Genomic DNA, 24,511 nt, shown 5'->3' on the forward strand with positions numbered 1-24,511 from the left:
CCAGCACCATGTTCTACAACGCACTCCAGCTCGCCCATGTCCTGTCCGTCATCGTGTGGATCGGCGGCATGGTGTTTGCCCATTTCTTCCTGCGCCCTGCAGCACAGTCGCTGGAGCCGCCGCTGCGTGTGCGGCTCATGCACGATGTGTTGCAGCGTTTTCTGGCTGCGGTGAGTGTGGCGGTGGTGGTGGTACTGGGCAGCGGGCTGTGGATGATCGGCCGCGTGGCCAAACAGACCGTGCAGGCAGGCGGCAGCTTTGCCATGCCGCTGGACTGGACCATCATGGCCACGCTGGGCCTGGCCATGATGGCCATCTTCGGCCACATCCGGTTTGCACTGTTCAAGCGCCTGCAGCGGGCGGTGGCTGCGTCGGACTGGCCCGCCGGGGGCAAGGCCCTGGGCAGCATCCGCAGCTGGGTGGGTGTGAACCTGGCGCTGGGCGTGGTGATTGTGGTCGTCACCGTGCTGCTGTAGCGCGGCGCCACGCCGAATCGGCCGACGGCAGGGCGTTGCAGCCCCCTACCTGTGCCGCGTCAATGCACGATGGCCAACTTGCCAAAATGCCGCCCGCCCGCGCTGAGTTCGGCATACGCGGCCTGCGTTTCATCGATGCCGAACACGCGGTCGATGGCGGGCACGATGCGGTGCGCCGCAATGGCCTGCGTGGCTTGCGCCAGGTCGGCCACCGACCCCGTGTTGTTGCCCACGATGCGCAAGGCTTTCACGATGACAGGCAGCATGTCGATGGAAGCCACCGATCCCGTGACGAAGCCCACCGTGAACACCGTGCCGCCGAACGCAGCCGCCTGCAGCGAGCGTGCCAGGGTAGCGGCGCCCACGGTTTCCACCACCAGGTCGGCACCGCGCCCGTTGGTGAGCCGCAGCACCTCTTCGTCCCAAGCGGGGGTGGCGCGGTAGTTGATCAGGTGGTCCGCGCCAAGCTGGCGCGCACGCTCCAGCTTGTCATCGGACGATGAAGCCAGGATCACTTTGGCACCGCTCGCCTTGGCGAACTGCAGCGCAAAAATGCTGACGCCGCCTGTGCCCAGCAGCACCACGACGGACCCTGGACGCACCGATGCCGACCGCACCGCATTCCAGGCGGTGGTGGCCGCAATCGGCAGCGCCGCACCGTGCACAAAATCCAGGTGCGGCGGCAAGGCCACGAGGCTGGCAGCCGGCACGGCCACGTATTCGGCCAGCGAACCCGGCAGGGTCACGCCCCGCAACGCCGCCACATGGCCAGGGGTGATGGCGCCAGCCAGCCAACCCGGCATGAAATGCGGAATCACCCGGTCGCCCACCGCGACGCCCGCCACCCCCTCGCCCAGGGCAGCCACCTCGCCCGCGCCGTCGGCCACCGGCACCATCGGAAAGCCCGCCACCGGGAACCCCCCCGTGGCGATGGCCACATCCAGGTAGTTGAGAGAGGCAGCCCGCAGCCGCACCACCACCTCGCCCCTGGCGGGCTCGGGGTCTGGGAGCTGAGTGGTTCGGAACGCGGTGAGCGAGGGCGCGGTGAGTTCAACGGCTTTCATGGGCGGCAGGTCCTTGTGATGTGGGAAAGAAAAGAAAACGGATGGGGTGCCGCCCCGCCGGGGCAACACCTGCCGCGCCAGTGTGATTCACCATCATTGACAGATAAACTTCGATTCACTGCAATCATTTAAAATCAGGAGTTGCAAATGGACATGCTGGACAGCATGAAGGTCTATGTGCTGACCGTGGAACAAGGCAGCCTCAGTGCCGCCGCCGTGGCCACCGGCATCTCGGCCACCATGGCGGGCAACCACCTGCGCACGCTGGAGAAGCGGCTGGGCACGCAGCTGCTGCACCGCACCACCCGGCGCCAGCACCTCACGGCCTTTGGCGAGGATTACTACGCGCGCTGCAAGGAAATCCTGCGCCTGGTGGCCGAGACCGATGCCCTGGCGCAGAACCAGCAGTTGGCCCCGGCAGGCAAGCTGCGCATCAGCGCACCGGTCACCTTTGGTGCCGAGGCGCTGATGCCCGCCCTGTCCACCTACCTTGACCGCTACCCCGACGTCAGCGTGGACATCGCGCTGAATGACCGCGTCGTGGACCTGCTGGAAGAAGGCTTTGAAGCCGCGATCCGCATCGGCCACCTGCCGGACTCCGCACTGATCGCCAGGCCCCTGGCGCCTTACCGGCTGATGGTCTGCGCATCTCCCGCCTACCTCGCGCGGCTTGGCACCCCCCAAAGGCCGGGCGACCTCACCGGCCACGAATGCCTGTCGTTCAGCCCTTCCGCCCTGATGCAATGGAGCCTCACAGGCGACGATGGTGTGTGCCGCGTGCCCGTGTCGGGGCGGCTGCAGGTCAACAACGGGCAGGCGCTGCGGGTGGCGGCGCTGCACGGCCTGGGCATCGTCCTGCAGCCGGCCATCCTGCTCGAAGCCGATGTGCGCGCGGGCCGCCTGGTGCAGCTGTTTGCAAGCTATGAACTCCCGAGCCGCCCCATGAGCGTGGTGTACCCGCCAGACCGTTACCGCTCGCCCAAGCTGCGCAGCTTCGTGGATTTTTTGCTGGAACAGTTTTCGTAGCACGCGGCTGCAGCGCGCATAAAAATGCGCTCGCTGCTGGTGGTCCCGCGGTTCACCTACAGAAGTCGCGGACAAGCCCTCTGCTGACAGCACCCCAGCGCGCAGAGCCTCTACCATCGGGCACAGAGGAGCCTTGCTACGTGTTCAAGTATTTCGAAAGCCGCCTTCCCCCCTATCCCCCCGCCGAACCCCATTTGCCCCCGAAGGACTTCATGGCCTTTGTGTGGGATGGCACGCGTGGCCTGCGCGGCTACGTGGTGGCCATGGCCGGTCTGTCTGCGGCCATCGCCTTCTACGAAGCGTTGCTGTTTGCCGTGCTGGGCTACGTGGTGGACTGGATATCCAACACGGCCCCGGGCGCACTGTGGGCCGAGCGCAAAGGTGCGCTGATCGGCATCGCCGCGCTGCTGCTGGCTTCGGTGGCACTGGTGGCGGTGCAGACCAGCATCAAGCACCAGGTGCTGGCCATCAACTTCCCGCTGCGCCTGCGCTGGAACTTTCACCGGTTGATGCTGGGCCAGAGCATGGCCTTTTATGCCGACGAGTTTGCAGGCCGCATCACCACCAAGGTCATGCAGACCGCGCTGGCCGTGCGCGACATGATCTTCACGACGACCGACGTGGTGATTGGCATGGGCATTTACATCGCCACCATCCTGGTGCTGCTCGCGGGGTTCGATGCGCGGTTGATCGTGCCGTTTGCGGTATGGATCGTCGCCTACGGCCTGGCCTGCTGGTACTTTGTGCCGCGCCTGGGCAAGGTGGGCAAGGCGCAGGCCGATGCGCGCTCGGTGATGACCGGGCGCATCACCGACGCCTACACCAACATAGCCACCGTCAAGCTGTTCTCGCACACCCGGCGCGAATCTGAATTTGCCCGTGCCGCCATGGATGCGTTCAAGCTCACCGGCTACGCGCAGATGCGGCTGGTGAGCCGGTTCGAGATCGTGAACCACATCCTGGTGGTGGCGATGATTCTGGGCGCCTGCGGGACCGCGCTGTGGTTGTGGTCGGCGGGCGAAGTGGGCGCCGGGGCCGTGGCCGCCGTCACCGCCATGACGCTGCGCGTGTCGGGCCACGCCCACTGGGTGATGTGGGAGATGACCACCCTGTTCGAGAGCGTGGGCACCATCCAGGACGGCATCAACACGCTGACCAAGCCCCACACCGTGGTCGATGCGCCCGGCGCGACGCCTCTCAGCGTGACCCAGGGCGAGGTGCGTTTTGACAACATGAGCTTTGCCTACGGCAGCGGCCCCGGTGCCCGCCCGGTCATCGACCGGCTCAACCTGACCATTCGTCCGGGCGAGAAGATCGGGCTCATCGGCCGCTCGGGCGCAGGCAAGTCCACCCTGGTCAACCTGCTGCTGCGTTTTCACGACGTGCAGTCGGGCCGCATCCTTATCGATGGGCAGGACATCGCCCAGGTCACGCAGGACAGCCTGCGCCGCAACATCGGCATGGTCACGCAAGACACCTCGCTCTTGCACCGCTCCATGCGCGACAACATCCTGTACGGCCGCCCCGACGCGAGCGAAGCCGACCTGCACCAGGCCGCCGAGCGCGCGGAAGCGGCGGACTTCATCACCACGCTGACGGATCTGCAGGGCCGCGCAGGCTACGAGGCGCATGTCGGTGAGCGCGGCGTGAAACTCTCGGGGGGCCAGCGCCAGCGCGTGGCCATTGCGCGCGTGATGCTCAAGGACGCGCCCATCCTGCTGCTGGACGAGGCCACCAGCGCGCTCGACTCCGAGGTGGAAGCCGCCATCCAGCAAAGCCTGGACGGCCTCATGCAAGGCAAGACCGTGATCGCGATTGCCCACCGCCTGTCCACGATTGCCGCCATGGACCGCCTCATCGTGATGGACGCGGGCCGCATCGTCGAAGAAGGCACCCATGCGCAACTGCTGGCGCAGGGTGGCGTGTACGCACGGCTGTGGGGTCACCAGAGTGGTGGATTCCTGGGTGAATCGGAAGAGGATTGATCTGACAGGGATCGGCACCAAGCCGCCTGGGCGACAGGCTGTCGCGCAAGCGGCTGTGCAGCCGACGCGTTGCCCCTACGGTGGCGGTTTTCAACACGTGATGGAAAGGCTTCGATGATCAAAGTCACCGCCCTGTACCGCTGGCGCGAAGACGCCACCTTCAACCATGACTACTACCACGGCGAACACATGCGCATCGCCCGTTCGGCCCTGCAGCCACTGGGCCTGGTGCGGCTGGAGAGCGACCGCGTGCTCTACCCCGGCGAGCCCCGCCCCGGCCAGGTGGTGGCGCTGACCAATGCTTTTTTCAGCGACCTGAAGCAGGCACAAATCGCCGCCAAACAGACGGCGGCGGCGCTGATGGCCGACATTCCCAACTACACCAACATCGAGCCCGAGTCGTACTTTGCGCAGATGCTGGCACATGAGGTCACTGCCTGAGCGCACAGGCTAGCGCGTGAATTGCAATTCAGCGCTCGCGCACGGCCTTGAACAACAGGCCCAGGCTCACGGCCATGCCCAGCATGGGAATCCCTGCCAGAAGTGCCACCACGGCGCGTGTGACGGGTGACCAGTCGAAATCCCGCGCAGTGCGCCACGCACCATAGGCTGCCACACACCCCAGGATGAGCATTCCCATGCGGAAGCTCGCGCCAGGCTTGAAGAACGCAATCAGCAGCACCGCGTTGGCCACGCCAATGGCCAGGGCCACATGGCCCAGATGCAGGGAGAAGGCGGACCGCGCACCACGGCTGTGCTCCCCCTCCTCGTCATCGTCCACCCCGCTGCGTGAGCGGCTGGGCGCCGGAACCTGGGACGGCTGGGCACGCGCGGGCGCTGGCGCGGCTGTGTCGGCCCGGCCCCACTCCGATGCGGACAGTCCGGCCGCCACCACACCGGCCGCCGCGGCAGGGGCGGACACCGACCGAGCCTCTGCGCTGGGGGCAAGCCCCCGCTCCTGCAGCACGGCACGCAGACGGCCTGGCGCGCGCAGGGTCGTGACCAATGCACGCACGGGGCCCTGCTCGGCCGGAGAGACTCGCAAGTTTTCGACCCTCAGGGTGCTGCCGCGCACATGGGCCAGCATGAAAAGCGCCTTGCCCACCAGGGCGTCCTTGGGTCCACCCCTACCCTCCTCGACGAAGAGGGCCAGGTTGTAGGTCGCGTCGGCATGGCCCGCCTCGGCCGCCTGGGCATACCACGCGCGGGCCTGGGCCAGGTTCACGGGTCCCCCGTCGCGGCCATGTTGGTCTGATGTGCCCAGGCTGAACGCCGCATGGGGGTCGCCTTCGCGCGCGAACCAGCCCACCAGGTCGCGCGTGACCGAGCCGGTCCACACGACGGGTGCAGAGGAAGACGAGGACGAAGGTGCAGGGGCCATGGGTGCCAGGCTGAGGCCGCCCGGTGAGTCGGACTCTTCCTGGCGTTGCTGCATCTTTTGCGCCTGCTGCCGCTGCGCTTGCGCCGCAGCATTCCATTTGGCGGCCTCTTCCTTGTCCACGGGGCCGCCCCAGCCACGCTCGTGCATCAACGCCAGCAAGCGCTTGGCGGGTTCGTAGTCCCAGTCGGCGGCCCGGTGGCACCAGTAGCGGGCGCTCTCGTAATTGGGCTGTTCCCAGCCGATCACCGTCTCCAGCGCATGCTGAAACGCCGCCACCTCATGGCCCTGCGCAGCCACTGCCATCACGGTGTCGGCGGCTTCGATGCGTTTGCGCGTGAAGAGCGCCATTTGCTCGGCATGCACAAAGGCATCGTCCACGGCCTTGCGCTCGTCGTCCACGATCTTGAGCAGCTGCTCACCCGACGCAGAGTTCAGGCGCGCGGACAGCGTCTGCACACGCGCTTTCGCCTCCGCCGGAAAGCGTTCGTAAAAGCCCTTGGCATCCAGTTGGGTCTGGGCATCGTGCGCACCCATTGTCTGCAGCACGGCTGCCAGGTCGAAGTGCCGACGCTGGCCCATCGTGCCAAAGCGCAACGCGCGGCCCATGGCGTAGAGGGCGTGTTTGTTGCCGAGCGCCGCCCAGCGCCGGTACTCGGCCCAGGCCGTGGCGTCGTCACCCGCCTTGCGGGCGCTGACCGCATGCCGCACCTGCAGATCCGGCTCTTCGGGCACATCGCCGTTGGCCAGGTAGTGCAGGCCGTTCTGGGGGTCATACAGGTTCAGGCCCAGCCTATGGGCCTGCTCGCAGGCATGGTCAAACGGCGGGCCCCAGTCCGACATGCGGGTGTTCAGACCGAAGCCAAACGTGGGCTCGGTGTCTTCTGGGCCGCCCAGCCAGATGTCCCAGGCCTCGGGGAACCGATCTTCCACCACCCGGGCCCACGCCACGAACTTGGGGTTCAGCGGGCCCCTGGGGCCATCAGCCGCGCGCTCGAACTGTGCTTCGGCCTCCGCCTTGGTGGTGGGCCAGGGCCAATCGGCAGGTTTTTCCCAGAGCTGCAGCGTGTAACTCATTCCATCCCCTCCCGGCGCGGCGTTACTACTTGGTGTGGTTCGCGGATTTTAGGGGGCCCTTTATCCTTGCCACGGCAGCCAGGTGTTGATGCAGCGTGCCCTGCAACGTGGCGGCGATCTGCTAATTTTGGGTAAAAATAGGCCCTACCGCTTGTTCACATTGCATTTGTAGCTATAAATTTAATAGCAAACAACTTTCAAACCGCCTACCCATGTCCACCACCACACCCATTCCGCTCGACATGCCCACCCCCACGGGCGACCAGCTCAAGGCAGCGCGCATTGCCGCAGGGCTCAGCCAGGCGCAGGCGGCGGAGCTGATGGGTTACCCGCTGCAGACGGGCAGCCGAGGCGGTGTGCAGTCGCGCACCTGGCAGGCACTGGAGAGCTCCAGCGACGAGCGCAACATGCAAGGGCCGGTGTTTGCGATGTTTCTGCTGCTCACGGGCCAGCATCCTGCGTTTTGCCTGACCGAAAGATCCGGAGCGAACGGTGGTGTGCACGCCCCCGTGGGCGTCTGAACCCAACCGGGCGCATGCAGAAGGCGCCCTGCGCGACCCAGAACCCTAGCGGGAAACTGGGGCTCTGGGTTCACTGGGTCGGCCTCAATAGCCCGGAGCTTCGTTCGCGTACTCAGGCGATGTTGACGGTGAGGCTCCCCGCGTAGCCGCTCGCCACACTCCCACTGATGGCCACCATCTCCGTGCTGGTGCCGTCACTGAACACGTTGTCGGCGGCGAAGCTCGCCACCGAGTTGTTCTGGCCCTTGGCGCTGTACAGCGTGCTGTTGTAGACCGCCGTCGTCACATCCTGCGGAAAGGCCAGTTGGGTGGTGGCCGTGGCGGTGACGCTCAGGTTGTCGTTCAGATAGACCTGGGCGTGGATGTGCGTGATGCGGCCTGCGTACCAGCCGGGGTAGATGGTGGTGAAGGTGACCTGGCCACTGCTGTTGGTCACCTGGATACCGCGCAGATACGTCAGCCCCGCCTGGCCCGCATTGGTGCCGGTGCTGTAACCCGAGTAGAGGCCATCCTTGTCGCAGTGCCAGATGTAGACCGCTGCACCGGACACAGGTGTACAGCCATTGCTCACATCCTGCACCGTCAGCGTCACCGTCAGCGGTACGCCGGTTTTGCCCTCGGTGATGTTGCTGCGCACCATGGCCGAGTTCGACAGGATTGCCAGCAGTGGATAGGGCCCCTGGGTCTCGGTGGCCGTGAGTGTGCAGGTGCCCGTGGCGGCGCGTGTGGCCACCACCGTGTAGGTGCGCGCCGTGACGCCATCTGCAGCCGTCACCACGATGCTCAGTGTGTTGCGCCCCACCGCCAGGGTGATGGCGGATGACGCCGATCCGCTGGCCACCGTGCTGCCGTTGACCGTGACCTTGGCGCCACTGCTTGCAGTGGTCGGCGTAAGGGTCACTGAGGTCACGGTGTTGGAGATGGCCGCCGTGTAGGACGTTGTGGCCGCCGCAAAGGATGGTGACAGGCTGCCGGACGACAGGACCAGCGCAGACAGGCTCGCATCCGTGGACACGGAGGCTGCGGCCCGCGTCACGACCACGGTGGTGCTGCTGCTGGTGCCGCCGTCCTGCGCGGTCACGACGATCTTGATCGTGTTGCTGCCCACCGCCAGCGCGATGGCGCCGGAATTGCTGCCGTTGCCCACCACCACGCCGTTCACCAAAACCGTGGCCGCCGCGCTGGTGGCCGTGGGCGTCACAGTGACCGACGTCACGCTGTTGGCGACCGTGGCGGTGTAGCTGCTGGTGGCGGAAGCGAAGGCCGGCGTGAGCGCCCCAGCCGACAGCACGAGTGCCTTGAGCGAGGCATCGCTGGACACCGTGGTGGCGGCCCGCGTGACAACGATGGTGTAGCTGCGCGTGGTGACCTTGTCCTGGGCGGTGACGCGCACGGTGAGCGTGGTGGTGCCCACGGCCAGCGAGATGGCTGCCGACGCGCTGCCGCTGGTCACGGCCACGCCATTGATACGGATGCTTGCGGCGCTGCTGGTGGCCGTGGGCGTGAGCGTGACCATCGAGACGGCATTGGCCACCGCCACCGTGTAGGCCGTGGTGCCCGCCGCGAACGTGGGCGACAGCTCGCCCGACGACAGCGTGAGTGCGCGCAGCCACGCATCTGGGGACGCACTGGCCGGCGCCCGCGTGACCCGCACCGTGTAAGTGCGCGCGGTGCTGCCATCAGCCGCAGTGACGACGACCGACAGCGTGTTCGCTCCCTCGGCGAGGGCCACCGTCGCCGTGCTGCTGCCGCTGGCCACCGTGGTGCCGTTGACCTGGACGCTGGCATCGGCGCCCGCAGTCGTTGGCACCAGCTTCAGCGACGCAACGGTGTTGGCCACCGCCAGGTCGTAGCTGGTGGTGGCCGCATCAAACGCCGGGCTCAACCCTTCTTCTGACACGCTCAGCCCGGAGAGCGCCGCATTGCTCGACGTGCTGGAACTGCTGCTGCCGCCACCTCCGCACGCGCTCAAGGTCAGCGCCGTGAGCGCGCCCACGGTGCCCAGTGCATTGCGACGCCGAGTGAGAAGAGGATGGGTTGCGTGTGTCATACGGGGGCCTTCAGAAGATTGGGGATAGGGAGTCAAACCATGCAAATGGCAGATGCGCCACCCGCGTTTCTGCCTGCCAATTGGGGAGACAAATGGGAGACGCCGCCCAGCGTTGTCTCACTGCGGCGGCGCCCGATCCGTTGCACCCTTCCCAGCCATGCCCCTGCTTTTCGTCCGCACCCGTTGCAAGCCTGTTGCAACGACGGGCAAAAAAAAGGGATGGCCCGCTAAGGCCATCCCGCACCCTGCCCAGCAAGGGCAGACCAACGGATTGCTCGCTCAATCCACCTTGATATTCGCCGCCTTGATGACCTGCGCCCACTTTTCGACTTCAGCCTTCTGGAAGGCGGCAATCTGCGTCACGTTCAGGTCGGCCGGCTCCATGCCAAACCCCTTCAGGCGGTTTTGCATGTCGGGCTGGGCGAGGATCTTGCGGATCTCGTCGTGCAAGCGCGTGACAACGGGTGTGGGGGTGCCGACGGGCACAAAAATCGCCTGCCACGACTGCACCTGGAAGTCGGCCAGGCCATTCACGCCCGATTCGGCCACGGTGGGCACATCGGGCATGGAGGCCAGGCGTTTGGGCGAGGTGACGGCAATGGCGCGCAGCTTGCCGCTCTGGATGTGCGGTGCAGCGACTACCGTGGTGTCGAACATCATGTCCACCTGGCCGCTGATCACGTCCTGGATGGCGGGGCCGCTGCCCTTGTACGGGATGTGCGTGAACTTCACGCCCGACTTGTAGGCCAGCAGTTCCACAGCCAGGTGCTGCGAGCTGCCGGTGCCGGCGGAGGCCGACGACAGGCCGCCCTCCTTGGCTTTGGCGGCGGCCAGCACGTCCTTGAGCGTCTTGTGTGGGCTGTTGGCGGCCACGACCAGCACCACGGGGTTGGTACCGATCAGCGTGACGGGGCTGAATGACTTGATGGGGTCATAGCCCAGCTTCGGGTACAGGCTGATGTTGATGGCGTGGGAGCTGACGGTGCCACCCAGCAGGGTGTAGCCGTCGGGTGCGGCGCGCGCTGCGGCTTCCGAACCAATGCTACCGGCCGCGCCACCCTTGTTCTCGACCACCACGGTGGTCCCCAGGGCGGTGCCCAACTGCTGGCCGATCAGGCGGCCGAGCGTGTCGGTGGTGCCGCCAGCGGCAAACGGCACCACGTAGCTGATCGGCTTGCCCGTGGGCCAGGTGCCCTGGGCGGCGGCGGGCAGGCCGATGAAGCCCACGGCCGCGGCAAGGGCCGCTGTGTGGATGAGGGTTCTGCGTTGCATGAAAAGTCTCCTGGTTTATGGATGGTGGATGGATGGACCGAATGGAGGAACCGCTCTGGCGTTTCTACGGTTCAGGCCGTCTCAAGGCAGGTCAACGATCTCGACCCAGTTGGGGTTCTTGCCCGCAGGCACACGCGTTGGGGTGCCCGGGATGCCGGTGGTGGGGTCGATGGGATGCAGCGAAACCTGGTGGGACTCCTGCCCCGCCGCGATCAGGAACCGGCCCGACGAATCCACCGCAAAGCCGCGCGGGGTTTTTTCGGTGGGCACCTGGCCCAGCGGTTGCAGCTGGCCCGTGGCCGCGTCGATGCGGAAGCTGCTGAGCGTGCTCGAGGTACGTTCCGACGCATACAGCGTACGGCCATCGGGCGACAGGTGAATGTCGGCCGCCCAGGGCTTGCCGGTAAAGCCGGCCGGCAGCGCTGTGGTGCGCTGCACCGCGCGCAGCGTGCCGCGCGTGGCGTCGTAGGCCATCACATGGACGGAGGCGTCCAGTTCATTCAGCAAATAGACAAAGCGCTGCCCCTTGTCCCACACGAAGTGGCGCGGGCCCGCTTTTTCAGGGGTCACCGTGGTGACTGCCGGCTCGTTGGCGGTGAGCTTGCCGGTCTCGGCATCGAAGCGCCAGGCCGAGAGGTTGTCGCCGCCCAGGCTGGTGGCAAACACATGGCGATTGGCGGCATCGGCATGGATGGCGTGCGCATTGGGCGCCGTGGGGATGAGCTGCTGCACAGCGCCCACCGCCCCATCCTTGCCAATGCTGTTGACCGTGATCTTGTGGCCCGGGTAGGACGCCGCAAACAGCCAGCGCCCCGTGGCATCGGTATCGATATTGGCCATGCTGTCGGCCAGCGGGGCCTCGCCCAGCTTGCGCAGCTTGCCACTGGCGGGGTCGATCGCCAGGCTCACCACCCGAAACGGTTGCGAGCGCAGCGCCACGTACAGCACCTTCTTGTCCGGGCTCACAGCCATGGGCATCGCCATGCCACCCAGCGCCATGGTGTCCACCGGCTTGAGCGCTGCGGCGCTTCGGTCCAGCTCGAACACCGACACATCCTGGCTGTCTGCGTTGGAGACATAGACCCAGGTGACCGCCCAGGCGCCGGGCGTGGCCAGGCAGGTAGCGGCAGCCAGTGCCAGTTGCGCCGCCCGGGTGCGGATGCGAAGTACAGCGGTCATTGCCATCTCCTGAAGTGATCGGCGCGGTGGTCGCAGCCACCGCTTGCCATGTGGGTGTTCATCCGCCAGCCACTGACCGGGACTCGGTGTGGTCGGCGGAGTGTCTTGGGTTTTGTCATACGTTATATGTTGTCGTACAACAAGAGTTGTATTGTCGCTATAACTTCCAACTCTTCATGCAGGGATTACCCCAATTTTGAAGACTGCCGCTCGCGGGATTTTTCCGGCGATACCATAGGGAAATTCACGCAAAAATGCTGGTAGAAACCCTGATTTTTCACCTAAAAAGATCCCAATCCCCACCATTCCTATTGCCATTTTGCAATCTTAGTTGTACGATGACTAACAACTTAATTCACGGAGACATTCCATGACCCTGCGTCGTAGAGCCGCCTTTCTGGCGTGTATCGCCACCCTTGCTGCGGCCTCTGCCACCGCACAGACCGCCGAATGGCCTGCCAAGACCCTGCGCATCGTGGTGCCCTACCCTCCAGGCGGCAGCTCGGACATCATTGCGCGCTCCATCAGCCAAGTGCTGTCCGAATCGCTCAAGCAGACGGTGATCGTCGAGAACAAGCCCGGCGCCAACGGCAACCTGGGTGCCGACTTTGTGACCAAGGCCGAACCCGATGGCTACACCCTGCTGCTGTGCGACGTGGGTGCGCTGGCCATCAGCCCCTCGGTTTACACCAAGCTGTCGTTCGACCCCTCCAAGGACCTGCGTGGCGTGACCATGCTGGCGTACTCGCCCCACCTGTTGGTGGTGCACCCTTCGGTGCCCGTCAACAACTTCAAGGAGTTGGTGGCGTATTCGAAAAAGAACGACCTGAACTTTGCCGTGACGGCCACCGGCAGCGCGCCGCACGTAGCGGGCGTGGCGCTGGAGCGCGCCAGCGGTGCAAAGTGGCAATACATCCCCTACAAGGGGGGCGTTACCGCCATTCAAGACACCGTGGCTGGCCAAACCCAGATCCTGATGAACGGCATGCTCGCCACCCTGCCCCAAGTGCAGAACGGCAAGCTCAAGGTGCTGGGCGTTTCCAAAGCCACGCGCATGCCGCTGATTGGCGATGTGCCCACCCTCGCCGAACAAGGCGTGGCTGGTTTCGAATCGGGCACATGGCAAGGCATTCTCGTGCCGCGCGGCACCCCGGATGCCATCGTGCAAAAGCTCAACAAGGCACTCATCACGGCCATCCGCGCCCCCGAGATCCGCTCGCGCCTGGCCGGCCAGGGTGCTGAAGTGGTGACCATGACCCCCGCCGAGCAAGACCAGTTCTTCACCAAGGAACGCGCCCGCTGGGCCACCGTGGTGAAGGCCGCCAACATCAAGCTCGACTGATTTCCACTTCGAAGCTCCAAGGCTTTCAAGGTTTTTCTCACCAGACCCACCATCACCATGAACCCGCAAGAACTCAAATCCATCATGGGCTCCGGCCTGCTTTCGTTCCCCGTCACGGACTTCGATGCCCAGGGCGACTTCAACGCCAAGGGCTACGCCGCGCGCCTGGAATGGCTGGCCCCCTATGGCGCCACCGCCCTGTTCGCCGCCGGCGGCACGGGTGAGTATTTCTCGCTGTCGGGCCCCGAGTACAGCGAGGTCGTCAAGACCGCCGTGGACACCTGCCGCGGCAAGGTGCCCATCATTGCCGGTGCCGGCGGCCCCACCCGCACCGCCATCGCCCATGCCCAGGAGGCCGAGCGCCTGGGCGCCCACGGCATCCTGCTCTTGCCCCACTACCTGACCGAAGCCGGCCAAGAGGGTTTGATCGAGCATGTGGCGGCGGTCTGCAAGAGCGTGAAGTTCGGGGTCATCGTCTACAACCGTGACCGCACCAAGCTGACGGCCGATTCCCTGGCCATCCTGGCCGATCGCTGCCCGAACCTGGTGGGCTTCAAGGATGGCGTGGGCAATATCGAGACCATGTCTTCCATCTTCATGAAGATGGGCGACCGCTTCTCGTACCTGGGCGGCCTGCCCACGGCCGAGGTGTATGCAGCGGCCTACAAGGCGCTGGGCACGCCGGTGTACTCGTCGGCGGTGTTCAATTTCATCCCCAAGACGGCGATGGAGTTCTACAAGGCCGTGGCCAGCGACGACATCGCCACGCAGCACAAGTTGCTCAAGGAGTTCTTCATGCCTTACCTGGCGATTCGCAACCGGGTGGAAGGCTATGGCGTGAGCATCATCAAGGCGGGCGCCAAGATTGTGGGCCACGACGGTGGCCCGGTGCGGGCTCCGCTGACGGACTTGAAGCCCGGCGAGATGGAAGAGCTCAAGGCGCTCATCGACAAGCTCGGCCCGCAGTAAGCAACCCGAAAGTGAGTCAAGGGCCTGGTTTTCCAGGCCCTTTTTTCCAGCGATTTCCATACACCTCACACCACGCGCCTGGCCGTGCACGGGCGCGTGGTGCCCGCACGGCACGCCAATACAACACCATTACGGAGACACACCACATGCTCAAGACTCTCATCCTCGCCGCAGCCGGCGCCCTGGCCCTTGTCACGCTGAGCGGCTGCGCCACCCACGCGACGACCACCGCATCTGCCGGGTCCGAGCAGGCCGTGGCCGCTGCTGCCGAACGCCTGCGCCTGGCCATGATCGACCCCACACCCGCCGCGCTGGCCCCCCTGGTGGCAGACGACCTGAGCTACGGGCACTCCGGCGGCCGTGTGGACACCAAGGACAGCTTCATCGGCGACCTGGTCGCAGGCAAGTCCGACTTCGTGACCATCGCCATCTCCGACCAGACCATCAAGGTCGTGGGCCACACCGCCATCGTGCGCCACACCCTCACGGCCGACACCAACGACTCGGGCAAGCCCGGCAAGGTGCAGATCAAGATCTTGGGCGTGTGGCAGCAACAAAGCGGGCAGTGGAAGCTCCTGGCCCGCCAGGCCGTGCGCACGGCGGCATGATGTAACCCGCAGGGCCGCCGCGTGCGGCCCTTTGTTTTTGCACTTCAGCTCAACGAAGCCCATGACAGAAAATTCCCAGCCCCGCATTCTGCAAATCGGCCGCCTGCCCCTTCCCGCGCTGGAGGCCGAACTGGCAACCCGGTACCACGTCGCCTGTCTGGCCGACCAGCCCGATCCGGCATCCTTTCTGGCCGCACAGGGCGCGGAATTCACCGGGGTGGTGACGACGGCATCCATCGGCCTCAAGGCCGAGGTCATTGCCGCCCTGCCGCGTTTGCAGGTCATCAGCAGTTTCGGCGTAGGTTTTGACGCGTTGGACATCGGTGCTGCCAAGGCGCGTGGCGTGCAGGTGGGCTACACACCCGGCGTGCTCAACGACTGCGTGGCCGACATGGCGTTTGCGCTGATGCTGGATGTGTCGCGCGGCATTGCAGCCAGTGACCGTTTTGTGCGCCGCGGCGAATGGCCCCAGGCCCGCTTCGCACTGGGAACCCGGGTGTCGGGCAAGCGCCTGGGCATTGTGGGCATGGGCCGCATCGGCCAGGCGGTGGCTGAGCGCGCCAGCGGTTTCCGCATGGAGGTGGGCTACCACAACCGACGCCCGGCCGAAGGTTGCTTACTGTCCTATTTCGAGTCGTTGACTGCGCTTGCGCAGTGGGCCGACTACCTCGTGCTGACCGTCGCCGGTGGCACTGGCACGCGCCACCTCGTCAACCGCGATGTGCTCAACGCCCTGGGCCCGAACGGCTACCTCATCAATGTGGCGCGCGGCAGTGTGGTGGATGAGGCCGCGTTGATCGAAGCGCTGACCGAACGCCGCATCGCCGGTGCCGGGCTCGACGTGTTTGAGAACGAACCCAGCGTGCCCGACGCACTGATAGCGCTGGACAACGTGGTGCTGACCCCGCACACCGCCAGCGCCACCCACGAAACCCGCCGTGCCATGGCAGACCTGGTGCTGGAGAACCTGGAATCCTTCTACGCCAGGGGTTCCGTGCGCGTACCCGTACCGGTCGCCTGATGTAAAAAAGCCCTCGCCGGCATGCGTCGGCGAGGGCCTAGAAACGCGCGCGCCAGGGGCGCGCCGTCCCGGTTACTTCAACACACCCTTGGAGATGTCCATCACCATGCGCGTGGCCAGGTACAGGCGCGGCACGATGGTGTTGATCTGCACGTACTCGGCGTCGTTGGAGTGCGCGCCGTAGCCCGACAGGCCCATGCCCTCCACCACGGCACCCTTGGTCTTGAGCGCCGCAAATGCTGCATCGGTACCACCGCCCGTCGCCTTTTCGACCACGTTGAGCGGCAGGCCCAGCTCCTGGTAGATCACCTTGCCGTAACCCGCCACGCGGCGCGATGCTTCGCTGGCTTCCAGTGGCGGGCGGCGCACCTCGAACTTCACGTCCACCTTAGATGCGGGCAGCAGCCGGGTCTTGATCTTCTCTTGCAGCGACTTCTCCAGCCCGTCAAAGTCCGCCACCTTCAGGGCACGCGCATCGGCCTGGGCGGTGGCCTCGGCGGGAATCACATTGCGGTTGGTGCCGGACTTGGAGACCGTCCAGTTGAGCTTGAGGCCTTCGTCGTTTTTCGACAGGTCCTTCATCTGCAGCAGCTGGTGCGACAACTCGTACAGCGCGTTCACACCATCTTCGGGCTTGGCCCCGGCGTGCGAAGCCTTGCCCTGCACCGTGAGGTAGGCAGCCCCAATGCCGCTGGTGGCCAGGCGCAGCGTGCCATCGGTACCGCCGCCTTCGAACGACAACACCACATCCTGCTCGGCTGCCACGCGGGTGATGGTGCTGCGCCAGCCGGGCGAGCTGATTTCCTCGTCGCCGTTGATCAGCACGGTGAGCGTGCCGTAGTCCTTGAAGTTGAGCTTTTGCAGCAAGGCCACGGTGTGGATGATGAGCGCGATGCCCTGCTTGTCGTCCGAAATGCCCAGGCCATAGGCCTTGTCGCCATCGATGCGGAACGGCTGGCCTTTGAGCATGCCTTTCAGGTACACCGTGTCCATGTGCGCGATGAGCATGATCTTCTTGCTGCCCGTGCCCTTGAACACGGCCTGCACGGCAGGGCCCACCTTCTCGGGGGTGTCGTCGAGGCGGTAGATGTCGCTGGTTTGCAGCACATCCACCGTGCCGCCCAATTGCTTGAGCTGGCTGGCAATGCGTTCGGCGATCTGGTTCAGGCCTTCGATGTCCTTGCTGCCCGACTCGATGTGCACCAGGTCACGCAGGGTGTCGAGCAGCGGCTGCTGCTCCTTCTGGGCCAGCGCATGGACCTCAGCCACAGGTGCAGCGTGGGCCAGGGTGGCGGCAAACGCCAGCGCGAGAGAGGCCATCAAGGGGCGGATAAATGAAGGGGCTGAGTGCGGGTGGTGCATGGTGCGACGGCTCTGCGGTGAGATGAAGAAAGGCGATTATGGAGTCTTGCAACGCCAATTTCAAACACTTCGCAATCTTGCAATTTGTCAATCAACCTCGGTGAGCGATGTTCAACCGACGGGCGCAAACACCTCTGGGCCGAGCCGGGACTTTCGGGCACCCAGTTCGAACAGCCACATGCCGTACAGCGGCAAGGATTCCGCGAGCCGCAGAGGCGCCACCAGCGCGGCCGCCCCGCCCAGCAAAGCAGGATGTGGCACGACGGCAAGCAGGTCGGACTGCGCCATCAGATGCAGCATGCTGGCAAAGTCGGGGCAGCGCGCCGCCATCCTTGGGGCAGGCATTCGCCGCACGCGGTGCGCTTCCGTCAAGACATCCACGGGCCCGCTGACACTGGGCCCCACACACGCCCACGCAGCGCCCTGCAGTTGCGCCAGCGACTGGGCCCGGACCAATGGGTGGCCTTTGCGCGCATAGACCTGGGGATGCAACTCGTACAGGGGGCGCTCCGTCACATCGGGATGCGCAAACTTGCGCGGCTTGGGGGCAATGACCGCATCAAAGCGCCGCTGTAGCAGGCCTTCCAGCAGACTGCCTTCATCGGCCGTCGCCATCTCCAGCGAGCGCCGGGCGTTGGGCAGGCACCAGCTGGCATACAGCAGCGGTCCACAGACCAGCGCCGCAGAAGACGTCAGCCCCACCCGCAGCAGGTATCGGTCTGCCGCAACCACTGACGCGCGGGGCAGCGCCTCCACCCCTCGTGCCAGGGGCAGGGCCTGCGCGGCTACGGCCCGGGCCAGGTCGGTGGGCACATGGCGGCGCCCCTCTCGCACCAGCAAGGGCTGCGCGAAGTGGGCTTGCAGCGCCTTCATGCCATGGCTGATCGCAGGCTGCGACACGCCGCAGGCCTTGGCCGCCAAGGCGAACGAGCCCTGTTCGATGACCGCATGGAGGTATTGCAGGTAGCGCAGATACATAAACATCTTTTATGTATAAGCCGCCATTGTCTCTTGTCGTGCGGCGCGGAGTTGGCGAAGCTACGCACTCCACTCCACTCCACGCCCTTTGCATCGCCACGTATGAGCCATACCCCCATCGACACCGTCCGCACCTACCTCTCCCACCTGCACGCCAGCCATACCGACGGGCTGATCGCCTGCTTTGAAGACGAGGGCGTGGTGCACTCGCCCTTTCTGGGCACCATGCGCGCGAGCGACTTTTTCCAAAAGCTCGCCCAGGCCTCCAGCCGCAGCGTGATCACCGTGCTGGATCTTTTTGTCTCCGCCCAGCCAGACAACGGCGGCGCCGTGCGGGTCGCCGCCTATTTCCGCTACGACTGGACCTTGAACGATGGCCGCGAGGTGACTTTCACCTGCGTGGATGTGTTCACCTTCGACGCGGGCAGCACCCGCATCCGCGACATGAACATCGTCTACGACACCCACCCGCTGCGCGAGGAGGTGGGCGACAAGTACGCGCCTGATCCGGTCACAACAGCTCCACGCCCTTGAGCGTCACAAAACTCGTCTCGCGCGTCACCTGCACAAAGTCCTGCAGGTACGGCTTGGCCGACAGGCTGGGCAGGCAGGCGGCGTGCAACTCGCCGCGCAGGCCTTTGTCGCCAGGTCCTGCCGCAATGGGCCGCGCCGTCACATAGCCCCGGTCCAGGTAGCTCTGCACCGCCCACAGCGGCAGCGCCGCCACGCCGCGCCCGCTGGCCACCAGCTGCAGCATGGCCACCGTCAGCTCGGTGGTGCGGCGCGGGGGGCGCACACCGGCGGGCTCCAGCACCTGGCGGATCAGGTCCAGCATCTCGTCGGGCACGGGGTAGGTGATGATGGTCTGGTCGGCAAAGTCCTGCGCCACCAGGTGCGGCTTGGCCACCAGCGGGTGCGTGTTGGCCAGCAGCGCGCGGATCTCGAAGCCAAACAGCGCGTGGTAGTCCACGCCCGCCTCGTCGGCATCCACCTCGGACACGATGGCCACATCGGCCCGGCCCTGGTGCAGCAGGCCCACGGGGTCGGCATGGAAGCCGCTCACGATGTCCAGTTCCACCTCGGGCCAGCGGGTGCGAAACGCATCCATCGCGGGCATCAGCCAGTCAAAGCAGGTGTGGCATTCCACAGCAATGCGCATCTGCCCACCCTGCCCCAGCACCAGGCGGGCAATGTCGCGCTCGGCCCCTTCCACCTGCGGCAGCACGGCATCGGCCAGCGCCAGCAGGCGTTCACCCACGGCGGTGAACTGCGGCGGCACCGATTTGCGCTCGAACAGCGGCTGGCCGTAGCGGTCTTCCAGCAGCTTGATCTGGTGCGACAGCGCCGACTGCGTGAGGTTGAGCAACTGCGCGGCCCGCACCAGGCTGCCGCTGTCACGCAAGGCCACCAGCGTGCGCAGGTGGCGCACTTCCAGGATCGACTGGTTCATTATTAATTTTCAAGTTGATCGACTAAAACTTTCTTTTGAATAATAAACGAGCCCGCGCGACCATCGGTGCCTTCATTGCATTGCTCCATTCAGAAGAAGGAAATCACCATGTCGCTCGCCGCTCCAACCACCCGCCGCCCCGTGCGCACGCACACCCTGGGCTTTCCGCGCATGGGGGCGCAGCGTGCGCTGAAATTCGCGCTCGAATCCTTCTGGCGGTGCGACAGCACCGAGGCCGAGCTGCAGGCCACCGCTGCCCAACTGCGCCGGTTGCACTGGCAGGCGCAGGCCGACGCAGGCCTGGGTTGTGTGACCGTGGGCGACTTTGCGCTGTACGACCATGTGGCCAACCACATCCAGTTGCTGGGCTGCGAGCCTGCGCGTTTTGGCTTTGACGCCCACACGCCCGAGCTGGCGCGCTACTTTGCTATGGCCCGGGGCGTGTCGGCCCAAGCTGAAAACCACCAAGGCTGCAGCGCCGGTTGCACAGCCCAGCACCACACCCCCGGCCAACCCGCGCTGGAGATGACCAAGTGGTTCGACACCAACTACCACTACCTCGTGCCCGAGTTCAGCGCCCACACCCAGTTCCACCTGGCCAGCGAGCGCCTGTTTGCCGAGGTGGCCGAGGCCCAGGCGCTGGGCCACCGCGTCAAGGCCGTGCTGCTGGGGCCGCTGAGCTTTTTGTGGCTGGGCAAATCCAAGGCGGCGGGCTTTGACCGCTTCAGCCTGCTGGAGCAACTGCTGCCCGTGTACGAAGCCGTGCTGGTGCGCCTGAAGGCCCAGGGTGTGGAATGGGTGCAGATCGACGAGCCCATCCTGGGCCTGGACCTGCCCGATGCGTGGCGCCATGCCTTTGAGGCCAGCTACTGGCAACTGGCCCGCAGCGCGCCCAAGCTGCTACTGGCCACCTACTTCTCGCCCCTGGCCGAGAACCTGCGCCTGGCCTGCCAGCTGCCCGTGGCCGGCCTGCATGTGGATGCCGTGCGCGCGCCCGACGAGCTGGTGGGCGTGGCCGACTGGTTGCCGTCGCACAAAGTGCTGTCGGTGGGCATTGTGGATGGCCGCAACATCTGGCGCACCGACCTGGATGCGGCGCTGCAAAAGCTGCGGCCCGTGGCCGACAAGCACCAGGGCGAGCTGTGGCTGGCACCTTCGTGCTCGCTGCTGCATGTGCCGTTCAGCTTAGAGGCCGAAACACAGCTGGACGCCGAGGTGAAGTCGTGGCTGGCGTTTGCGGTGGAAAAACTGGACGAGCTGCGCGTGCTGTCCACCGCATTGGCACAAGACGAGGCGGCGGTGGACGACGAACTGCACGCCGCCCGCACCGCCCTGGCCGCCCGCCGCGCCAGCCCGCGTGTGCACCGCGCCACCGTGGCGGCCCGCCTTGCTGCGGCCGCGCCAGGGGCCGACCAACGCGCCAGCGCCTTCCCTGCCCGGCAAAAAGCCCAGCGTGCGCGACTGAAGCTGCCGCTGTTGCCCACCACCACGATTGGCTCGTTCCCGCAGACGGCGGAGATCCGCGCGGCCCGTGCCGCCTTCAAGCGCGGGGCACTCGATGCAGCCCATTACCAACAAAAGATGGAAGCTGAAATTGCCTTGGCCGTGCGCAAGCAGGAAACCTTGGGGCTGGACGTGCTGGTGCACGGCGAGGCCGAGCGAAACGACATGGTCGAATACTTTGGCGAGCAGCTCGACGGCTTTGCCTTCACCGCCAACGGCTGGGTGCAAAGCTATGGCTCGCGCTGCGTGAAGCCACCCATCATCTACGGCGACGTGGCCCGCCCCACGCCCATGACCGTGGCCTGGACCCAGTACGCTCAGAGCCTGACGGCCAAGCCCATGAAGGGCATGCTCACCGGCCCCATCACCATCCTGCAATGGAGCTTTGTGCGCGACGACCAGCCGCGCGCCACCACGGCCGACCAGATCGCCTGGGCGATCCGCGACGAGGTGTGCGACCTCGAAGCCGCAGGCATTGCCATCATCCAGATCGACGAGCCCGCCATCCGCGAAGGGCTGCCGCTGCGCCGCGCGGGGTGGAAGAGCTATTTGGAGCGCGCCACCCGCGCCTTCCGCATCAGCGCCAGCGGCGTGCGCAACGACACGCAGATCCACACCCATATGTGCTACAGCGAGTTCAACGACATCCTGCCCGCCATCGCGTCCATGGATGCGGATGTGATCACGATTGAAACGAGCCGGTCGGATATGGAACTACTGCAGGGCTTTGGCGACTTCAAGTACCCCAACGAGATCGGCCCCGGCGTGTACGACATCCACTCGCCCCGCGTGCCCGGCGTGCAGGAGATGGCCGCGCTGCTGGAAAAGGCCGCCGAGGTCGTGCCCGTGGAGCACCTGTGGGTGAACCCCGACTGCGGCCTCAAAACCCGGGGCTGGCCCGAGACCGAAGCCGCCCTGCGCCACATGGTGCAGGCCGCGCAGGAAGTGCGCGAGCGGTTGCTGGAAGAGGCTGCGTTGGCCTGACGGCCCCCCGGTTCAGCCAGCAGCGCGCTTCATCTCGGCCAACTTGACCAGCACCTGCAGCGCGTGGTTCAGCGGCGTCGGCACGCCCAAGGCGGCGCCGCGCTTGACCACGTAGCCATTCAGGTGGTCGATCTCGGTGGGTTTGCCACGCGCCAGATCCTGCGCGGTGGACGAATACTGCCCGGGCATGGTGCTGGCAATGCCGCGCACCGCCGCCTGCACATCGCCCGGAATCGCCACTCCGTCAGCAGCAGCCACGGCCAGGCACTCGGCCACGATGTCGGCAATCACCTGCGTCACGCCGGGCACCTGCACCAGCGGGCCGTAGGGCTGCTGCGACAGGGCCGACAGCGCGTTGTAGGCGCTGTTGAGCACCAGCTTGGCCCAGAGCGCCCCGCGCACGTTGTCTGACACCTGGGTGGGAATGCCCGCAGCCGTCAGCTGGCGGGCCACCTCGTCGCTGCGCGGCGATGGCGCAATCACCAGCTCGCCCCGGCCATGGTGCACCACATGCCCGGGGCCGCCCATGGCGGTGGCCACGTAGACCACGGCGGCCGCCACCGGGGTGTTGGCATCGAGAACAGCGCGCACGCGCTCGTCGTTGTCCACACCGTTCTGCAAGGTCAGCACCAGCGCGCCAGGCGCCAGGTGGGGACGAATCTGCTGCGCGGCGTCTTCCGAGTCGGACGACTTCACGCAGAACAGCACCACGTCTGCGCCGTGCACCGCGCTGGCCTCGGTGCTGGCCGCCAGAGGCACATGCACATCCATCGCCTCCGTCTGCAGCCGCAGCCCGTGGTCACGCACGGCCAGCACATGGGCGGGCCGCCCGATGAGCGTGACGGCATGGCCCGCGCGGGCGAGCAAGGCACCGAAGTAGCAGCCCACGGCGCCAGCGCCCATCACGGCAAAACGCAAGGGTGCGGTGGCAGCAGGGGCGGAAGCGGGTGTGGTGGTGGCAGTCATGGGGCGGCTGGCGGCTATTCGGCGATGAGCAGGAAGGAAGGGGGTGGAAGGCAAGGCATGGTACCGCCCGAAGCCCAGGTCGCCCCCACGCGCATTGCCAATTCACCCTGATTGGCGCAAAATGCGCCAATCAGGAGATCGCCATGTCCGCCACCGCCTTTTCTTCCGTCAAGCTCCCCGCCCACCTGGTGGAGCAGGCCCGCCAGGCCGCGCAGCCCATGCGCCGCTCGGTGGCCAGCCAGATCGAATACTGGGCCACGCTGGGCCAGATCGTGGAACACACGGGCCTGAGCGTGCAAGAGGCCCGCAGCGCCATCGAGCAGTATGAAGCCGCTGCCGCGCGCCCCGCCACCCTGGCAGCCCCCGCGTCGGTGAACGCACTCACTGCCCGCCTGCTGGCAGCCCAAACGCGCGGCACGCTGGCGCAGCGGGTGCGTGAAGTGGTGCGGGAGAACCAGGCCAAAGCCGCCGCCCCCGTCGTCTGACCTTGCATGGTGGCCCCCGCCCAGCAGCCCTCCCCGCCGCCCCGCCACAACACGCCACCTCGCTGGTTCCACCTGCTGGCAGGCCCGAACGGCGCGGGCAAATCCACGCTGTACCGCGCCCTGGTGCGCGAAGGCATCCTGGGCCCGCCGCTGGAGTTTGTGAACGCCGATCTGTACGAACAGGCGCACCTGCAGCACATTGCTGACCCCGAAGCCCGGTCCGAAGCGGCGCGCCACTGGGCCGATGCACGCCGCGCTGCCTTGATGAGCAAAGGCGCAGACTTCGCCAGCGAAACCGTGTTTTCGCACCCCTCCAAACTGGCGCTGATCGAAGAAGCCCAGCGCTGCGGCTACACCGTGGCCCTGTACATCGTGGCGCTGAACGACCCGGCCCGGCTGCTGGCCCGCGTGGCGCAGCGCGTGCGCGAAGGCGGGCACGCGGTGCCGCCCGAACGCATCCTGGCCCGCTACCCCCGCACCATGGACAACCTGGCCCAGGCCGTAAGGCGGGCCGACGTGGCCTACCTGTATGACGCGGCAGAGGCCGACGGCACCGGACCGCAACTGGTGGCGGTGTGCTCGCCCGTCGAGGTCAAGGCACTGGCCCAGCCGCTACCCGCTTGGGCTCAGCATCTGACCGAGCGGTAGAACGGCCGCGGTCAGCCCGCTTGGGCACTGGAAATGGTGCGCGCCCCGCCCAGCGATGGAAATCAGTGCCAAATTGGCCTCCAGCGCTTATTCCAAAAGCGTTACAAGCTATGCTTTATATAGCAAATTATCGCCTCTTATAACCATTTTATTGTCGTGGTCTTTAT

Annotated in this window: 22 protein-coding genes; 13 read left to right on the plus strand and 9 right to left on the minus strand. The window is 66.0% G+C overall.

Features of this window, described 5'->3' with window-relative positions; genetic code table 11:
- The first annotated feature begins 8 nt into the window (after positions 1–8).
- Positions 9–476: a CopD family protein gene (locus ASE52_RS06130; protein WP_082606812.1), complete on the plus strand. Its 468-nt coding sequence runs from the start codon at positions 9–11 to the stop codon at positions 474–476.
- Between the two features lie 59 nt (positions 477–535).
- Here the strand turns inward: ASE52_RS06130 and ASE52_RS06135 are convergent, their stop codons facing one another.
- The gene (locus ASE52_RS06135) at positions 536–1,540 is read right to left on the minus strand and encodes an NAD(P)-dependent alcohol dehydrogenase (RefSeq protein ID WP_057224554.1); all 1,005 of its coding nucleotides are present in this window, start codon (positions 1,538–1,540) and stop codon (positions 536–538) included.
- A gap of 147 nt (positions 1,541–1,687) precedes the next feature.
- Between ASE52_RS06135 and ASE52_RS06140 the strand changes: the two genes are divergently transcribed.
- The 3 genes from ASE52_RS06140 (at position 1,688) to ASE52_RS06150 (ending at position 4,992) form a co-directional block, all read left to right on the plus strand.
- Positions 1,688–2,566, plus strand: coding sequence for a LysR family transcriptional regulator (locus ASE52_RS06140; RefSeq protein WP_010458970.1), 879 nt, complete (start codon positions 1,688–1,690; stop codon positions 2,564–2,566).
- A gap of 140 nt (positions 2,567–2,706) precedes the next feature.
- Entirely contained in the window at positions 2,707–4,551 is a 1,845-nt protein-coding gene (locus ASE52_RS06145) for an ABC transporter ATP-binding protein (protein WP_057224556.1), read from the plus strand.
- A 114-nt stretch (positions 4,552–4,665) separates the two neighbouring features.
- Positions 4,666–4,992 (plus strand): EthD family reductase, encoded by a 327-nt coding sequence (locus ASE52_RS06150; protein WP_057224558.1) that lies wholly within the window; start codon positions 4,666–4,668, stop codon positions 4,990–4,992.
- Positions 4,993–5,020: 28 nt separating this feature from the next.
- Here the strand turns inward: ASE52_RS06150 and ASE52_RS06155 are convergent, their stop codons facing one another.
- A complete protein-coding gene (locus ASE52_RS06155) occupies positions 5,021–7,006 on the minus strand; it encodes an SEL1-like repeat protein (RefSeq protein ID WP_057224559.1) in 1,986 nt (661 codons plus the stop codon).
- Positions 7,007–7,218: 212 nt separating this feature from the next.
- Between ASE52_RS06155 and ASE52_RS06160 the strand changes: the two genes are divergently transcribed.
- On the plus strand, positions 7,219–7,527 hold the full coding sequence (locus ASE52_RS06160; protein ID WP_057224561.1) for a helix-turn-helix transcriptional regulator: 309 nt from the start codon (positions 7,219–7,221) through the stop codon (positions 7,525–7,527).
- Positions 7,528–7,639: 112 nt separating this feature from the next.
- On the opposite strand, the gene ASE52_RS24955 is transcribed toward ASE52_RS06160, so the two are convergent.
- The 3 genes from ASE52_RS24955 to ASE52_RS06175 form a co-directional block, all read right to left on the minus strand.
- Positions 7,640–9,577, minus strand: coding sequence for a cadherin-like beta sandwich domain-containing protein (locus ASE52_RS24955; protein ID WP_082606775.1), 1,938 nt, complete (start codon positions 9,575–9,577; stop codon positions 7,640–7,642).
- A gap of 279 nt (positions 9,578–9,856) precedes the next feature.
- Entirely contained in the window at positions 9,857–10,849 is a 993-nt protein-coding gene (locus tag ASE52_RS06170; protein WP_057224564.1) for a tripartite tricarboxylate transporter substrate binding protein, read from the minus strand.
- 81 nt (positions 10,850–10,930) lie between these two features.
- The gene (locus tag ASE52_RS06175) at positions 10,931–12,028 is read right to left on the minus strand and encodes a beta-propeller fold lactonase family protein (RefSeq protein ID WP_057224566.1); all 1,098 of its coding nucleotides are present in this window, start codon (positions 12,026–12,028) and stop codon (positions 10,931–10,933) included.
- A 370-nt stretch (positions 12,029–12,398) separates the two neighbouring features.
- On the opposite strand from ASE52_RS06175, the gene ASE52_RS06180 reads away from it, so the two are divergent.
- From ASE52_RS06180 to ASE52_RS06195, 4 genes are all read left to right on the plus strand, one after another.
- Positions 12,399–13,370, plus strand: a complete 972-nt coding sequence (locus ASE52_RS06180) for a tripartite tricarboxylate transporter substrate binding protein (RefSeq protein ID WP_010458985.1) — start codon at positions 12,399–12,401, stop codon at positions 13,368–13,370.
- A 57-nt stretch (positions 13,371–13,427) separates the two neighbouring features.
- The gene (gene kdgD / locus ASE52_RS06185) at positions 13,428–14,339 is read left to right on the plus strand and encodes a 5-dehydro-4-deoxyglucarate dehydratase (RefSeq protein ID WP_057224568.1); all 912 of its coding nucleotides are present in this window, start codon (positions 13,428–13,430) and stop codon (positions 14,337–14,339) included.
- Positions 14,340–14,485: 146 nt separating this feature from the next.
- Positions 14,486–14,947, plus strand: a complete 462-nt coding sequence (locus ASE52_RS06190) for a nuclear transport factor 2 family protein (RefSeq protein WP_010458989.1) — start codon at positions 14,486–14,488, stop codon at positions 14,945–14,947.
- A 61-nt stretch (positions 14,948–15,008) separates the two neighbouring features.
- Entirely contained in the window at positions 15,009–15,968 is a 960-nt protein-coding gene (locus ASE52_RS06195) for a 2-hydroxyacid dehydrogenase (protein WP_057224570.1), read from the plus strand.
- Positions 15,969–16,040: 72 nt separating this feature from the next.
- Here ASE52_RS06195 and ASE52_RS06200 read toward each other — a convergent pair whose 3' ends face one another.
- Both ASE52_RS06200 and ASE52_RS06205 read right to left on the minus strand, forming a co-directional pair.
- Positions 16,041–17,330 carry a M20/M25/M40 family metallo-hydrolase gene (locus tag ASE52_RS06200; RefSeq protein ID WP_057224572.1) on the minus strand — a complete coding sequence of 430 codons (1,290 nt, stop codon included), beginning with the start codon at positions 17,328–17,330 and terminating at the stop codon, positions 16,041–16,043.
- 111 nt (positions 17,331–17,441) lie between these two features.
- Positions 17,442–18,308, minus strand: coding sequence for a LysR family transcriptional regulator (locus ASE52_RS06205; protein ID WP_057224573.1), 867 nt, complete (start codon positions 18,306–18,308; stop codon positions 17,442–17,444).
- Between the two features lie 102 nt (positions 18,309–18,410).
- Between ASE52_RS06205 and ASE52_RS06210 the strand changes: the two genes are divergently transcribed.
- A complete protein-coding gene (locus tag ASE52_RS06210; RefSeq protein WP_057224575.1) occupies positions 18,411–18,842 on the plus strand; it encodes a nuclear transport factor 2 family protein in 432 nt (143 codons plus the stop codon).
- Here ASE52_RS06210 and ASE52_RS06215 read toward each other — a convergent pair.
- A complete protein-coding gene (locus tag ASE52_RS06215) occupies positions 18,820–19,758 on the minus strand; it encodes a LysR family transcriptional regulator (protein ID WP_057224576.1) in 939 nt (312 codons plus the stop codon). The genes ASE52_RS06210 and ASE52_RS06215 overlap by 23 nt on opposite strands.
- Before the next feature lie 108 nt (positions 19,759–19,866).
- Here ASE52_RS06215 and metE point away from each other — a divergent pair, with 108 nt between their 5' ends.
- On the plus strand, positions 19,867–22,245 hold the full coding sequence (gene metE, locus ASE52_RS06220) for a 5-methyltetrahydropteroyltriglutamate--homocysteine S-methyltransferase (RefSeq protein ID WP_057224578.1): 2,379 nt from the start codon (positions 19,867–19,869) through the stop codon (positions 22,243–22,245).
- 12 nt (positions 22,246–22,257) lie between these two features.
- Here metE and ASE52_RS06225 read toward each other — a convergent pair whose 3' ends face one another.
- A complete protein-coding gene (locus ASE52_RS06225; RefSeq protein WP_057224579.1) occupies positions 22,258–23,211 on the minus strand; it encodes a ketopantoate reductase family protein in 954 nt (317 codons plus the stop codon).
- Between the two features lie 143 nt (positions 23,212–23,354).
- Between ASE52_RS06225 and ASE52_RS06230 the strand changes: the two genes are divergently transcribed.
- Both ASE52_RS06230 and ASE52_RS06235 read left to right on the plus strand, forming a co-directional pair.
- Entirely contained in the window at positions 23,355–23,696 is a 342-nt protein-coding gene (locus tag ASE52_RS06230) for a hypothetical protein (protein ID WP_057224581.1), read from the plus strand.
- Positions 23,697–23,702: 6 nt separating this feature from the next.
- On the plus strand, positions 23,703–24,344 hold the full coding sequence (locus ASE52_RS06235; RefSeq protein WP_057224582.1) for a zeta toxin family protein: 642 nt from the start codon (positions 23,703–23,705) through the stop codon (positions 24,342–24,344).
- The last annotated feature ends 167 nt before the right edge of the window (positions 24,345–24,511 follow it).

The organism is Acidovorax sp. Root275 (assembly GCF_001428965.1).
Classification (GTDB): Bacteria; Pseudomonadota; Gammaproteobacteria; order Burkholderiales; family Burkholderiaceae_C; genus Acidovorax; species Acidovorax radicis.